The organism is Clostridium sp. AF32-12BH (genome assembly GCF_003477935.1).
Classification (GTDB): Bacteria; Bacillota; Clostridia; order Lachnospirales; family Lachnospiraceae; genus Brotaphodocola.
Genome location: NZ_QUEH01000004.1, coordinates 172,385 through 187,052, shown reverse-complemented (window position 1 = coordinate 187,052; position 14,668 = coordinate 172,385). Strand labels below are relative to the sequence as shown.

General features: G+C 50.9%; 12 protein-coding genes. 4 read left to right on the top strand and 8 right to left on the bottom strand.

The features are described 5' to 3' along the window. The first annotated feature begins 223 nt into the window (after nucleotides 1-223). Genes DWZ40_RS05520 through DWZ40_RS05505 form a run of 4 tightly spaced genes read left to right on the top strand, consistent with a single transcriptional unit; the run spans nucleotide 224 to nucleotide 3,730 of the window. On the top strand, nucleotides 224-1,051 hold the full coding sequence (locus tag DWZ40_RS05520) for a DUF3100 domain-containing protein (protein WP_118541518.1): 828 nt from the start codon (nucleotides 224-226) through the stop codon (nucleotides 1,049-1,051). 32 nt (nucleotides 1,052-1,083) lie between these two features. Next, nucleotides 1,084-1,530 carry a hypothetical protein gene (locus DWZ40_RS05515; RefSeq protein ID WP_118541516.1) on the top strand — a complete coding sequence of 149 codons (447 nt, stop codon included), beginning with the start codon at nucleotides 1,084-1,086 and terminating at the stop codon, nucleotides 1,528-1,530. Nucleotides 1,531-1,542: 12 nt separating this feature from the next. Further along, nucleotides 1,543-2,955, top strand: coding sequence for an amidohydrolase family protein (locus tag DWZ40_RS05510; RefSeq protein ID WP_118541514.1), 1,413 nt, complete (start codon nucleotides 1,543-1,545; stop codon nucleotides 2,953-2,955). 7 nt (nucleotides 2,956-2,962) lie between these two features. Continuing rightward, complete coding sequence (locus DWZ40_RS05505; RefSeq protein WP_243035215.1) at nucleotides 2,963-3,730, top strand: sulfite exporter TauE/SafE family protein; 768 nt, start codon at nucleotides 2,963-2,965, stop codon at nucleotides 3,728-3,730. 457 nt (nucleotides 3,731-4,187) lie between these two features. Here the strand turns inward: DWZ40_RS05505 and DWZ40_RS05500 are convergent, their stop codons facing one another. From DWZ40_RS05500 to malQ, 8 genes are all read right to left on the bottom strand, one after another. Next, nucleotides 4,188-4,931 carry an amino acid ABC transporter ATP-binding protein gene (locus DWZ40_RS05500; protein ID WP_118541512.1) on the bottom strand — a complete coding sequence of 248 codons (744 nt, stop codon included), beginning with the start codon at nucleotides 4,929-4,931 and terminating at the stop codon, nucleotides 4,188-4,190. Between the two features lie 2 nt (nucleotides 4,932-4,933). Continuing rightward, a complete protein-coding gene (locus DWZ40_RS05495) occupies nucleotides 4,934-5,725 on the bottom strand; it encodes an amino acid ABC transporter permease (protein ID WP_118541510.1) in 792 nt (263 codons plus the stop codon). A 130-nt stretch (nucleotides 5,726-5,855) separates the two neighbouring features. Continuing rightward, complete coding sequence (locus DWZ40_RS05490) at nucleotides 5,856-6,791, bottom strand: transporter substrate-binding domain-containing protein (RefSeq protein ID WP_118541721.1); 936 nt, start codon at nucleotides 6,789-6,791, stop codon at nucleotides 5,856-5,858. 172 nt (nucleotides 6,792-6,963) lie between these two features. Continuing rightward, on the bottom strand, nucleotides 6,964-9,084 hold the full coding sequence (locus tag DWZ40_RS05485) for a L,D-transpeptidase/peptidoglycan binding protein (RefSeq protein ID WP_118541508.1): 2,121 nt from the start codon (nucleotides 9,082-9,084) through the stop codon (nucleotides 6,964-6,966). A 107-nt stretch (nucleotides 9,085-9,191) separates the two neighbouring features. Next, nucleotides 9,192-10,595 (bottom strand): L,D-transpeptidase family protein, encoded by a 1,404-nt coding sequence (locus tag DWZ40_RS05480; RefSeq protein WP_243035213.1) that lies wholly within the window; start codon nucleotides 10,593-10,595, stop codon nucleotides 9,192-9,194. Nucleotides 10,596-10,774: 179 nt separating this feature from the next. Beyond that, nucleotides 10,775-11,707: a calcium/sodium antiporter gene (locus DWZ40_RS05475; RefSeq protein WP_118541504.1), complete on the bottom strand. Its 933-nt coding sequence runs from the start codon at nucleotides 11,705-11,707 to the stop codon at nucleotides 10,775-10,777. Nucleotides 11,708-12,106: 399 nt separating this feature from the next. Further along, entirely contained in the window at nucleotides 12,107-12,955 is an 849-nt protein-coding gene (locus DWZ40_RS05470) for an SseB family protein (RefSeq protein WP_118541502.1), read from the bottom strand. A gap of 205 nt (nucleotides 12,956-13,160) precedes the next feature. Next, nucleotides 13,161-14,663, bottom strand: a complete 1,503-nt coding sequence (gene malQ / locus DWZ40_RS05465) for a 4-alpha-glucanotransferase (RefSeq protein WP_118541500.1) — start codon at nucleotides 14,661-14,663, stop codon at nucleotides 13,161-13,163. Nucleotides 14,664-14,668 lie beyond the last annotated feature (5 nt).

The window sequence follows — 14,668 nt, the reverse complement described above, 5'->3', positions numbered from 1 at the left end:
TTTTGCACGCCCTGCCATTCACACGAACCCTGCAATTGTATTTTTTATTATAATTTGAAATTTCTTCCATGAAAAGTCCCATTTGTCCTTTTTTGAAAAAGCATCTTACGATAGAATGCTCCTGTCGAAACAAAAACAGCTGTTTTCTTCACACAGCTGCAAACCGGTTACCGTTCGCACACACGTGCACGGTAACACAATACTTACAAAAAGGAGTATCCCCATGGACAAGTACATGTATCCTTCCCTCAAGGCCCGCATTCAGGCGGAGTACAAGATCTACCTGCTGGCGTTTCTCTTTATCGCCATTGCAGATAAGATCGGCCAGATCAAAATCCCTTTCGGTCTCGGCACTTTTATTCTTTTCCCGATCTTTTATTCCCTGATCCTTGGTATCCTTTCCGGCCCGCAGGTCGCTAAGATCATCAAATCCAAGGAAGTCAAAGCTGCATCAAAGCTGGTTATCGTCGCTATCTGTCCCTTTATCGCAAAGCTTGGCATCAATGCCGGAGCAAGTATTGAAACTGTTATTTCTGCAGGTCCGGCCCTTCTCTTACAGGAGTTCGGCAACCTGGGCACCATCTTTTTAGCAATGCCTCTGGCTCTCATGCTCGGCTTAAAGCGTGAAGCGATCGGCGCTACCCATTCCATTAACCGTGAAACCAACCTGGCTCTCATTACCGATCTGTATGGACCAGATTCACCGGAAACCCGCGGCAGCCTTTCCATCTACGTGGTTGGCGGCATGATCGGTACCATCTATTTTGGCTTCATGGTTTCCATTATCGCATCCCTTGGTATTTTCCATCCTTACGCACTTGGCATGTCCTCCGGTGTCGGAGCCGGTATCATGATGGCAAGCGCCACCGCTGTCCTGACCGAGATCTACCCGGCTATGGCTGACCAGATTTCCGCTCTTGCAAGCGCCAGTGAGACCATTTCCGGTATCGACGGCATCTACATGGCGATCTTTATCGGCATCCCGCTGTGCAACTGGCTGTATGACCGCCTGGAACCGGTGCTTGGTCACCTGGGTCACAAGAAACAGTAAGGAAAATTTCTTTTACGGAGGATAATTCGATCATGAGATATATTGAATGGGCATTTTTATTTCTGCTGTCCGGCCTTGGCATTGGCCTGGCAAACTTTGTTGGCTTCCATGTAGCCTTTACCGATTCCCTTCCGGGCATCTGTGTCCTGCTGGTCATCGCAATCGTTGGTGTCGCAGTCAGCAAAGTCGTTCCGCTGAAGCTTCCGATCGTTGCTTATGTTTCAATTCTGGGACTGCTTGCCGCATCCCCGATCTCGCCGTGCCGCGAGTTTGTCATTGCTTCTGCCGGAAAGATCAACTTCACTGCACCGCTGACCATGGTTGGCGCTTATGCCGGTATTTCCATCAGCGACCAGATCCATACCTTCATAAAGCAGGGCTGGAAGATGATCCTGATCGGTATCTTTGTTATGACTGGTACCTTTGTGTTCTCCGCGATCATCGCCCAGATCGGACTGACTGTAACCGGAGCAATCTAGGAGGCATTGTCTATGGCTGATTTGCGTATTACCCATGTGTCCGTTCTTTTAGAGGACGGAACCATTTTAAAAGACCAGAATGTGGATGTCACAGACGGACGGTTTTCCGGCATTGCACCGGCAGAGAAAGATTTCTCAGAAAGCGCAGCCTGTGCTGCTGCAAGTCTGGCAACCAACGAAAACGGCTCTGGCCAGGCCGGTTACAGCCCCGCCAGCTCCAGACAGGCAAGCAGTTCTCAAAACCTGGCGGTCTCCGACACCCCCGCGAACCTTCTAAACGGCCGCGGCAAGCTTCTCATGCCCGGCCTGGCCGACTGCCACATGCACACCGGTCAGCAGCTTTTAAAGGGACGCGTACTGGATGAGCTCCCCATGATCTGGACCCGCATCATGCTTCCCTTTGAAAGTACCCTGACTCCGGAAACCATGCGCTTAAGCGCTGAGCTTGCCGCCCTGGAGATGATCCGCTCTGGCACCACAGCGTTCATTGACGCCGGAAGTTACTATATGAAAGAAGCCGTAAAGGTCTATCGTGCATCCGGTCTGCGCGGTGTCCTTTCCCTGTCTACCATGGATGAGAAAGGACTTCCCGCTTCTATCGCCACTACAGCGGAGGAGGCGGTACGCCTGGCCGATGATTTCTATGAATTCTGCAAAGATGACCCACGGCTGAAGCCCGCCTATGCCCTGCGCTCCTTAATCTCCTGTTCCGAACCGCTGATCCAACAGACTTCGGAGCATGCGAATGAACGCCAGGCTCTTTTACAGGCCCATATGAACGAATATGCCGGAGAAGTCAATTTCTTTTTGCAGCGCGTCCAGATGCGCCCATACGAGTATCTGGATTCACTCGGTGTCTTAAATGATCGTTTTATCGGCGCGCACAGCCTGATGCTTTCTGAACACGAAAAGGCACTGCTTAGCGACCGGGATGTCAAAGTCTGCCACTGTCCGTTCAGCAACTGCGGCAAAGGTGTCCCGGATACACCGGCTCTTCTGGAGCAGGGAATCTGCGTTGGCCTCGGCACCGACGGTGCCGCACACGGCGGCCTGAGTCTCTGGAATGAGATGAAAATTTTCCGCTCGGTTATGAACGCAAAACATGGTGTCGCCCAGGGCAATCCGTCCATTATGCCTGCAAAGCAGATTCTCTCCATGGCCACAAAAGACGGCTATCGCCTGATGCAGGAAGACAGCGGTGTGATCGCAGTCGGAAAGAAAGCTGACTTTATCACGATCAACCTTCGTCAGCCACACCTCTATCCGACTGGAAATCTGGTCAATACTCTGCTAGAATGTGTAACAGCGGCCGATGTCTGCGATATGGCTGTAGACGGACAGCTCCTGATGAAAAACCGCGAGGTTCTGACACTGGATGAGGAACGGATTCTGGATGACGCAGAGCGATATTTAAAAGAAAGGTAATTTCACTATGATCATGACTTCCCTGTTTCTGATGATCCTGTTAAACATCGTTGTCGGTGCCTGCGTGGGTCTGACCGGCATTGCCGGATTCCTGCTTCCCATGTTTTACACTGGATTTTTAAACATGCCCTCTTCTGAGGCCCTGGCTTTGAGCTTTTCTGCGTTTCTGGTATCCGGCATCATCGGCTCCATAAACTTTTACCGCGCAGGGAATCTGGAAATCCGCCCGGCCCTGGTGCTTTCCCTTGGAAGTCTGATCGGTGCGATCTTTGGGGTGAAGATCAACCTTCTGATCCCGGAATCCACCATAAAAGTGCTCTTGTATCTGGTCGTACTCTTCTCCGGAATCTCCATTCTTCTCCGGAAAGATCCGCCAGCCGGTGATAAAAGCCGCCGCTTAGCAAAAGCCGACCTCAAAAAAAATCTGCTCTACGTGCTGCTTGGCATCGTGACCGGCGCAATCTGTGCCGCCTCCGGCGCAGGCGGCCCGGTTCTGGTTATGCCGCTGTTAACTGTCATCGGCTTTCCAGTGCATACCGCAGTCGGCGTGGCACTCTTTGACTCGATCGCCATTGCCCTGGTAGCTGCCTCCGGTTACCTGATGCACGCCGCAGGCAATAAAGAAATGTGGATGCTGCTTCCAATCCTTCTGATTGCACATGGCATCGGTGTCTTTTTCGGAAGCCGCAACGCCGCCCGCATCAATCAGAAGCTCTTAAAGCGGATCGTTGCTGTGGCATCCGTTCTAATCGCACTGTGGAAGTTATTCTTATAAAAACAGATGATTTGTTACTGTTCACAGGATTTTGATTACATATTGACAATTTAAGAAAAATAGAATATGCTGTAGACAGCTAAGGAAAGTGAGAAGATTCCATAAGGCAAGCGAAAAACCCAGAGGATTAGACCCCTCTGGGTTTTTCTTGTTCGTCGCGGTGAACTATTCCGTTTATGCTGTTGCTACCCTATTTATCTCTATCCAGCCATTTGCATATGTAGTAGCTAACCACACCTGCTGCGACAGAGACAAGAAGTAGGAAATGAAAGAGACCGTTTTCCGGTATTTTCAACATATCAGGTTGTTTGCCTCTTGAACACACGCGTCCGAATGCAGCGGATGAAATCCGATGCAGGCGAACACGTGTTGTGAAAGCAAGCAAACAACGATATGTGAAAATATAGGAAAACGGTCTCTTTTATTTCCGGACCTTACTTGTTTTATTCTAAAATTCCTACCCCTGAATAAACCGGCTCAAGAACTCCTGTGTCTTTGCCTTCTGCGGATTGCCGAAGATATCTGCCGGCTTTCCTTCCTCTTCGATGACTCCGTCCGCCATGAATACCACATGGTTGGAGACATCACGTGCGAAGGCCATCTCATGAGTTACGATGATCATGGTGATACCTTCCTTTGCGAGGGTACGCATAACCGCCAGTACCTCGCCTACCATCTGTGGGTCGAGTGCGGACGTCGGTTCATCGAACAACAGCACCTCCGGCTCCATTGCCAGAGCGCGGGCGATTGCCACACGCTGCTTCTGTCCGCCGGAAATCTGCTTCGGCTTTGCGTTGATGTATGGTGCCATGCCTACCTTTTCCAGGTATTTCATGGCCATGGCCTTTGCGTCTTCCTTCGAACGCTTTAACACCTTGGTCTGACCGATCATGCAGTTTTCCAGAACGGTCAGGTTGTTAAACAGGTTAAAGCTCTGGAAGACCATGCCTACCTTGGAGCGGTATGCCGGAACATTCACACCCTTGTCGGTGATGTCCTTCTCATGATAGAGGATTTCTCCGGTGGTCGGAGTCTCCAGCATGTTGATGCAGCGAAGCAGCGTGGATTTACCGGAACCGGATGCCCCGATGATACAGGTTACATCGCCAGTGTCTACGGTAAAGTCAATGTCACGCAGGACTACATGCTTGCCGAAGGATTTGCTCAAATGACGAATTTCCAATACATGATTCTCTGCCATCGTTAGTCTTCCTCCTTCTTTTTCTCTTCATAACGGTACATGCCGCTGGTGTGTGCCAGGGTATCCGTGGTTGCCAGATCGTAGTTGTCGGAACCGTCCATGCGGTTCTCCAGCCACCGCAGGATGCGGGAGCAGGTAAAGGTCATGATAAAGTACACGATCATGGTGATGGTGTAGGTCTCAAAGTTCATGTACAGCGCACCTGCAGCAGATTTCGTCTTGTACAGAAGCTCTGCCACACCGATGACGGAAAGCACGCAGCTGTCCTTGATGTTGATGATCAGGTTGTTGCCGATCTGCGGCATGATGTTTCTGAGTGCCTGCGGCAGAATGACATACAGCATGGTCTGTACATGGGTCATGCCGATGGCCTTTGCGCCCTCAGTCTGGCCCGGGTCAATGGAAAGGATACCGCCGCGGACGGTCTCAGCCATGTACGCACCGGTGTTGATGGACAGGATAAAGTAGGCTGCCTGCCACATGCTTAAGTTTAAGCCTAAAAGCGGAAGCATACCATAATAGATAAACATGGCCTGCGCCATCATCGGGGTTCCGCGGAAGAATTCCACGTAGGCATTCATGATCAGCTTAATGATCCACAAAACTACCTTTTTTACCGGGTTGTCTTTTGCTTCAACCGGAATGGTCTGCACAATACCCACTGCGAAACCAATGATGCAGCCCACCAGGGTACCCACCAGCGCAATGCGGATGCTGACTCCTGCACCCTGCAGCATAGACATTCCGTATCTCTGGAATACGACCATTACACGGCCGAAAAAGTCTGTTGGCATAATACTTTCTCCTCTGAATATTCAATAACTGTAACTACACAGACGCGCCAAATGACGCGTCTGCAGCCCTGCATCATTGCAGGAATGATATAACTTCGTTCTCCAGATTCGCTTTATTTGAAGCGCAATCCTAGTTAGCTAACGGCTGAACGGAAATTGCCTCGTCCATCATGGCAGAGAAATCGTCTTTGGTCATCTTGGTGAGGACGCTGTCGATGGCTTCTTTTAACTCGGTGTTGCCCTTCTTCATGGAGATACCGATGTTGATATCCTCATCGCTTACCTGGAAGTCGTTGTCGCCGCCGCCAAACTCAAGCATCTTGAAGTTCGGATAAGCAACCAAAGCGCCTTTACCAGTCGGCTGGTCGGTTACAACCAGGTCACACTTGTCTGCATTTAAGGACATAAGCATATCCGGTGCACTTGCGGTTGCAGCCAGGATGTTGGCGTCCGGGATCTGCGGCAGGCAGTTCTGATACCAGATCGTGCTCTGCTGGGAAGTACAGGTTGCGCCAGCTAAGTCTGCCACGCTGGTTGCATTTGCGTACTTGCCATCCTGTTTTACCAGGGTAACGATCGTTGCATAGTAGTACGGCTCTGAGAAGTCAACGGCCTGCAGACGCTCCTCAGTGATGGACTGACCTGCGATCACACAGTCAACCTGACCGGACTGGATCGCCGGGATCAGGGAATCCCAGTCAAGACGGACGATCTGAAGATCATAGCCTAATTCTTCACAGATCTTCTTTGCCATCATGACATCGTAACCGTAAGCGTACTCGTTGCTGTCTGCGATCGGAACGGCACCGTTGGAATCATCCGGCTGGGTCCAGTTGTATGGTGCGTAAGCACACTCCATCGCTACCTTTAATACTTTTTTCTCGCCGTCTTTTGCTGCCTCGGTCTCACCAGCTGCGGTGGTCTCTGCTGCATCTGCCTTGCTCTCAGCTGCTGCGGTGTCTGCTGCTGCAGTGGTCTCGGTCTTGCTGCCGCCGCATGCAGTCATGGATGCTGCCATCAGGGCTGCCATAGCAGCTGCCATTAATTTTTTTGCACTTTTTTTCATAATGTTTCCTCCTCGTGCATCAAGAAAGCAAAGAAATCCCTTGTTTGAAGGCTTCTTTGCTTTCTTTTTTGCGTATCTTATGATTTTTTTGCTTTTTTTATCATACAACCCGCCTGTGGCTTTGTCAATTGCTTTCTTTTTCCATGATAATTCCGTCACAATAAAACTTCCGTTACTGTCCACCAGGCCCCGGAATCTGTGCCGGAGACGGAGATGCTCCCGTACCAGTCCCCGGTGTGCTTCCAGGTCCTGCCGGAGTATTTCCCGACGCCCCCGGCGTACGCTGTGTTCCACCAGAACTGCTCCCAGGTCCGGACTGGGAATTTCCGGATGGAGTGTTCTGGGACGCGCCGTTCTGCCCCGGATATGCCTGGGCTCCACCGGAGCCAGCTGCATTGTTTGACGGCTGCTGCTGCGGTGCAGCCGTGGTCGGCGGCGCGGCTCCTCCCGGCTGTGCCTGCGCGGCTGTCGTCGGCTGGGCTGCTGCAGATGTTGACTGTGGCTGCGATGCCGTACCCGGCTGGGTCTGTGCAGCGCTCGTCGGCTGGGTGCTGCTCTCATGCGGTGACGACTGGCCATTTCCTCCACTTTGTGACTGTGGTTTTGTCTCTGCCGCCTTCCCACCTTCTGTCTGCTGCGGCTTCGTTTCTGCCGGAGTCTGGGCTGCCGTAGTCGGCTGGGTACTTCCTTCCGTTCCGTTCTGTGCTGCCGTACTGGTCTTTCCATCGCCGGTTCCGTCTAAGTGATAACAGATCACCGGCATCCCAGCTGAAATATTTTCATAAACCGTCTTGGCCACTGCCGGAGGCAGGTTGATACAGCCATGGGAGCCGTTTGTCTTGTAGATTTTTCCTCCGAAGCTGGAACGCCAGTAGGCATCGTGCATACCGATCCCACCATTGAACGGCATCCAGTAAGATACCGGAGTGGAATAGTTTTCCCCTTTTAATGTGGCATTTCTCTGCTTATAGGTCAGCGGATATACGCCCGCCGGGGTACTCCATCCACGGGATTCATTTCCCGACACGAAATCAGACTGTACGACCAGCTTTCCTTCCTTATAGAAAAACATATGCTGCGCCGTCAGATTGATTTCCGCGTAGGTTGTTCCGTAATCGTTTCCGTCGTGGGATGCCGCCGTCTGGCTGTAAACTGGTTCCCGCTCCTGACTCTCACAGGAAAGAAGGAGCTGCTTTAATGCAGCTGTTTCCTCGCTCTGATTGATCTTCCAGCCGTATACACTCTTGCTTATGGTCACACTCTGACCGTAAGAAGTCTGAAAGGTTTTCGGTTTATACGCAGTATTATAATTCTGTGCCAGCCAGGACACATACTCAGCGATCTTTGTCTCATCCAGGGAAACACCACCCTGTCCATCGCTCACGAGCCAGGTGTGGATCTTTTCCCCGTCCAAGATCTCGCTCTTGCTGCCAAACCGGTACGTTATGCTGGTCTGCACATACTTGTTCCAGGCTGCAAGCTCCGCATTCAATGCCTCATCTTCCGCCGTAATCTGCGGTTTTTTATAGACGCCCGCATCCTCCAGCGAAAGTGTTTCCTGGAAATTCAGAATCGCCTCATGCACAGCAGATGAGAGCAGCTCCATATCTGGACTTGCCCCCTCCTCTTCCGGTACAATCTCATATCCGGTTCCAGAGATATAATCCGATATGTAGGCATTTTGCGGCTCAACAACCTGTTCCGGACTTAGACACGCAAGTCCGGATACCACTTCAAAAAGTTTTGTTTCATCAAACACCGCCATGGTATCGATGGTGTAATCCACATATCTTCCGATATGAAATCCCCATGCCAGAACACTCTGGTCTTCCAAGATCTGCTCTAGGGTTCCATCGAATTCCGGATGAAACCCGATATCACTTCCGTTTATGACCTCGTTTTTTTCTCCGCGTTCCTGTAATGTCAGGGTATAACCGCTGGTTTCTGCCGTGATGCGGTCTTTGGTTTCCTCCGGAGTAAGACCGGAGACATCCAGACCATTGATCGTCGTATTTGGAAAATAAACCCGCTTATATTTTTGTCCTAAAACTGCATAAACGGCTCCGGCTACAATCACCACAGCCAGAATCGCCGTACCCGCTATAACGGCAACGGTTTTTCCATTGTTTTTTTGTTCCGGGTTCTGTCCTTGCGGCCCTCCCAGAGCGCTCTGCTGCTTTGACAAATTCTCCGGTTTCCGGCTTTCCTTCTGAGCCAGTCTTTCCTTTTGCTTCTTTCTGTTCCACTTTCCGCGGCTGCGGCCGTAGCCCGCCTGCTGATTCTCTGTTTCCATAAATCAAATTCTAATCTTTCTATATAATAATGATAATCCTGTCGGGTGCAGCGATATTTGCCCCATGATACCGGTCGTTTTCACACCATGTGATCTTACAATGCCATTTAATTGTAGCAGATGACCGGAATTCCCGTATAAACCAGATCATAAAGCGCCGCTGCCTTTTCCGGCGGCAGGTTCACGCATCCATGGCTTCCGCTTGTCTGGTAAATAGTCCCGCCGAATTTACTGCGCCAGTTCGCGTCATGGAAGCCAATGCCTCCGTTAAACGGCATCCAGTAAGATACCGGTGTTTCATATTCATATTTGCCGTCCGCCTGCTTTTGTCCGCGCAGTACACGATCCCGCTGCTTATACGTCAGGCTGTAAAGTCCCGGAGGTGTTGTGTAATTCTTGGAGACATTTCCCGTGACACAGGGTGCATCCCAGACAACCGCCCCCTCTTTTACCATGTAGACATGCTGGGCAGTCAGATCGGCCTCCACATAAGTCGTTCCCCATTCTGCCGCACTGCGGTCCACTGCACGAGACGCATAGACCGGCTCCCGGCTCTGGGACTGGGCCGTGCGGATGACTGCGGCAAGCGCATCTGCTTCTGCTGCCTGATCGATCTTCCATCCAAAAGATCCGCTCACGCTGACATCTCTTCCCGTCGCGGTGTGGAAGGTCCGTGCAGTCCCGGCAGTATCGTATTTATCTGCCAGGGTCTTCACATACGCACGGACTTTTTCCATATCAAGCTGGATCTGCCCCTCTGCACTTCCCGTGATCCAGGAACAGATTGAGGCGGAATCCAGTGTTTCGCTCTGCTCTCCAAAGGTATAGGTGACCGTCATCTCCCGGCACTGGTTCATGGTGTCACAGAGCGTCTTTAATGCTTCATCATCCTTGGTGACAGAAGGTGTATAGTAGCAGCCTGCTGCTTCCAGGTCCACCTCAGTCTCGCCCTTTGCTGCGGCATCGCGGATGAGCTGCGCTGTCTTTTCGCGGTCCACGTTGTTGCCACGTACTTCCGGGACGATGGTAAAAGGCTGACCCTCCTGATATCCGGATACGTATGCATCTGCCGTTGTAACAATGCTGCTGCCGCTGATGGCATTTAAGCTTCCAATCTTTGCATCAAGCGCTGCCTGGTCAAAGCTTCCTGTCATCTCAGTGCGGTGCTTATTGTCTGCGTCTGGTCCGGAAATCCGTCCGGATGCATTCTGTTCATCCAGGATCTGCTGCAGATATCCTTCCGGCAGTCCAACCGAAAAGCCAATTTCCGGTCCCGTGATCACTTCCGTCTTTCCGCCTTTTTCCCTGATCGTAAGTTTATAATCACTGGCGTAAAAATCCGCAACACGCTGCGTCGCCTGCTCTACAGTCATATTGCTGATGCCCAGACCGTTGACCGAGGTCCCAGATACAAAGGTTGTTTCATTTGCATAGGCACTGACAGGCCATAAAAGAGCGGCCCCAATCGCAAACACAGCACTCTTTGCATTTCTTTTCCAGCTTATTTTCATAATCATCCTCCTAAACGAGTCAACACACACCCGAAACAGTTTCCCGGCTGCACAGCGTACACCAGGCGCCCTTCCTTGCAGGAACGTACTGCCCCGACAGATATATGTCCCATTATAGAAGCCGTCTGAAAAACCGTCAAGCAAATGCACCTGACGGTTTTCTTACATTTTATTTGAATTTACAAAATTAACCACGCAAAATATGCAGTGTAGCACAGAAGCATCAAAATGCCAATGCCTCTGCCGAGTTTCTGTTTCCGGAACGTTCCAAGAAAAAGCAGCACAGCCGCTCCGATTGCAACCACGGTATCCATCCGGAAATTCGGCTGAAAACTTACCGGTGTAATGAGCGCTGCCGTTCCAACTACAAACAAAATATTAAAAATATTGCTTCCCACAATGTTTCCGATGGCAATATCGGCTTTTCCTTTTAATGCAGCGGACACCGAAGTAAACAGTTCCGGCAGGGACGTGCCGAGTGCAACAATGGTAAGACCGATAAAGCGCTCACTCATTCCCATCAGTTTTGCAATTTCCGTAGCCGCATTCACCGTTACGTCGCTTCCTGCCACAATCAGAAAAAGTCCAATAAGCGCACCCAGAAACATCCGCCAAAGCGGCACCATTTCCTGCTCTTTTACCGCCTCTTCCCTTCCATTCATGGCCATGTACAACAGGTAACCCAGATAGATGAGGAACAAAACCCACAGCATGGCTCCTTCCCCACGTCCTACAACATTGCCGCTCATGCCAGCCAAAAGCAGCACCACCGTGATGAAGATCATATACGGGATTTCAATCCGTACCGTTGATCTTGCCACAGCTAACGTCGTGATCGTGGCTGTAATACCCAAAATGATCAGAATATTTAAAATATTACTCCCCACAATATTTCCAATGGTGATCTCCGCATTCCCCTTCAGCGCTGCCGTAATGCTGACCGCCGCTTCCGGCGCGCTGGTTCCCATGGCAACGATCGTCAGACCGATCACCAGCTGCGGTACCCCGAAACGGTCTGCAATTCCCGAGCTTCCATCCACAAACCAGTCCGCTCCCCTCACGAGCATAAAAAATCCACCTGCAAGCAATAACAATTCCATGATCATTTTCATAGTCGTTCCTCCTCTTTTGCCGGCCGGTGGGGTCTGTAAATAGAAAACAAAAAAGAATGTGCCTTGGCACATTCTCGCGCCGAGGCGCGGTTGCTTCAGCAACCATCTACCTTTGCGCCGAGTGCGCTTCCTCGCGGAGCATTTTTATATGATAGGACGCAATTTCCTATCATATAAAAAACGAGGCTCCCACCGCACCTGTTCTGGTTATACGGTGAAAGTCTCGCTGCTTAGTCACAAACCGGGTTTCGTATCTTCGAAACCGTACTGACGGTTCTGCAAACATCTGCCATGGCTGGCAGCCTGTCAGCTACTCCCTTTCTCTTATAAAGGAAGCATAGCAGATTTTTCCAGAAACCGCTATGCTTTTTTCCAATTTTCACAAATCTTAACAAGTTGTTAATTGTTCTTCTTCTCTGCGGCCTGTCTCTGAAGCGCTGCGGAAGCTGCCTGTGCGATTGCCTGGTCCGAAGCTGCCTGTGCTGCAGCCGCCGGATCAACCGGAGCCGGAACCGGACGATTCACTGCAAGCGGAAGGTTAACACCCATAATATTTAAGACAACGCCCTTTGCCTCTTTGTCTAATACCTTCGGAAGCTGGGCAGCGCCGACGATCACCGGCTTGAACGCATTGTTGCGGTTAAAGCGGCTGAACTCTACTGCATCGGTAAATACCAGCTGGTATTTGTCCCCGGTATTCAGCTTCACAAGCGGGGTGCCCTTGCCATCCTGCTGCAGTGCAAAAATGAATTCGCTCTTCATGAAATCTGCAGCCATTTCTTCCTGGAGCTGTGCCATACGTTTCGGATCCTGAAGCTCTTTCGGTCTGCGGATCTCCTGTGCAAAATACAGAGCCGTCAGATGAAGCTGCGGATTCTCGATCCACTTCTTGCCTTCTTCCAGCTGCGGATTCTCCCTGCGCTTTGCAAATTCATCGATCTGGAGCAGTTCTTTCTGATCATCATAATAGATTTCCAGGGCATTTACCCCCATGGTATAAAGGTTCGTAAAGAATAACAGCATATGATTTGCAAGGATCTTCGCAACCCCCACTGCAATTTTGTCTGCCTTCAATTCTTCGGCTCTCGCTTTGGCTGCATCCTCTGACAGGTAAACAAACACCTTGTCGTCGTAAGTCTCTTTGTCACATTCTACATAAGGTTCTTTGGTAAATCCGGATATCAGTGCATAAACGGCTCCCTCTGCATCTTTCATCTGCGCAAGCAGTCTGTCCTTTGCTTCACTCATTTCGCTACTCTCCTGTCCGCGGCCATACTGTATATTCGTTCCTGTTCACGGATATTCAGCCATACGGATCCGCCTGTCTTTCTATTTTTCAGCCGCCTGATCGCGGCCTGAACTGCAGCAGTTCAAAATTTTTGTTTACGCATTGGCAAATAAAAATGTCTTCTGGCTGCACTGTTCCTAATTATACAGGCTTTTGGGTTCTTTTTCAACCCCAGTTCATCCTTCCGTAACGCAGCGTCATACCCCGGATCTCGTCCTTTAGGTCTTCCGTCAGGTCATTTTCCCCAAGGCGCCATCTCCAGTTCGTTCCCACGGTGGACGGCTTATTGATGCGGCTGCGGTTGTCGAGTCCCATATAGTCTTGGATCGGGATCACGCAGAGTGCCGCACGGCTTCTCAGGATCAGACTGATGAACGATTTTCCAAGCTTCGACTGCGGCGTGTACTGGTCGCAGAGATAATCCCGCGCCATCTTCTGCTCAGCCGAAGTGATGCTCTTCCACCATCCGGCAAGCGTCTCATTGTCATGGGTTCCGGTATAGGCCACGGAATTTTCCGGATAGTTGTGCGGCAGATAGTCATTGGCGCAGCCGGAATCCCGGGAATCAAATGCAAACTCCAGCACCTTCATGCCCGGAAAACCGCTCTCCTGCACCAGTCTGCGCACGGAATCAGTCACATAACCCAGATCCTCCGCAATGACTTGTTTCCAGCCAAGTGCCTGCTCCACCTTACGGAAGAGATCGATACCCGGTCCCTTTTCCCAGTGACCATGGATCGCAGAAGTTTCTCCGTAAGGAATCGAATAATATTCATCAAAGCCACGGAAGTGATCGATTCGTACTACATCATACAACCGGAAGCAGTGCGCCAGTCTGGAGATCCACCACTGATACCCCGTCTCCCGATGATACTCCCAGCGATAAAGTGGATTTCCCCAGAGCTGTCCATCGGCTGAAAAACCATCCGGCGGGCAGCCTGCCACAGCCACCGGCACATTTTCGCTATCTAGTTGGAACAGTTCCGGATGCGCCCAGGCATCGGCACTGTCCATGGAAACGTAGATCGGAATGTCGCCGATCAGTTGGATACCACGTTCATTGGCATAAGTCTTTAACTGATTCCACTGGCGGTAAAACTGGTACTGCAGATACTGCTGGAACTCAATGTCGAAATACAGTTCCCGGCGGTAATAGTCCATCGCATTGCCCCAGCGCAGGCGGATATCTTCTGCCCATTTGGTCCATTCCACGCCATCAAACCGGTCTTTCACTGCCATGAAAAGCGCATAGTCGGAAAGCCACCAGCTGTTTTCTGCCACAAATTTCTGGTAATCTGAATTTTCGTGGATGTGACTGCGCTCATACGCTTTCCGAAGCAGCGGGTAACGGCCCAGATACAGTTTTTCATAGTCAATATCCCGCTCCTTCTTTCCAAAATCGACGGCATCGCATTCCTCTTTTGTGAGAACCCCTTCCTCAATCAGGGCCTCCAGACTGATAAAATACGGATTTCCCGCAAATGTGGAAAAGGACTGATACGGCGAATCCCCGTAGCTGGTCGGTCCGAGCGGAAGGATCTGCCAGTAGCTCTGCCCGGCTTCCTTTAACCAGTCCACAAATTCATAGGCGCTTTTTGAAAAACATCCAATGCCGTACTTGGACGGCAGACTGCTAAGCGGCAGTAAAATTCCTGCTGATCTGTTCATATTTA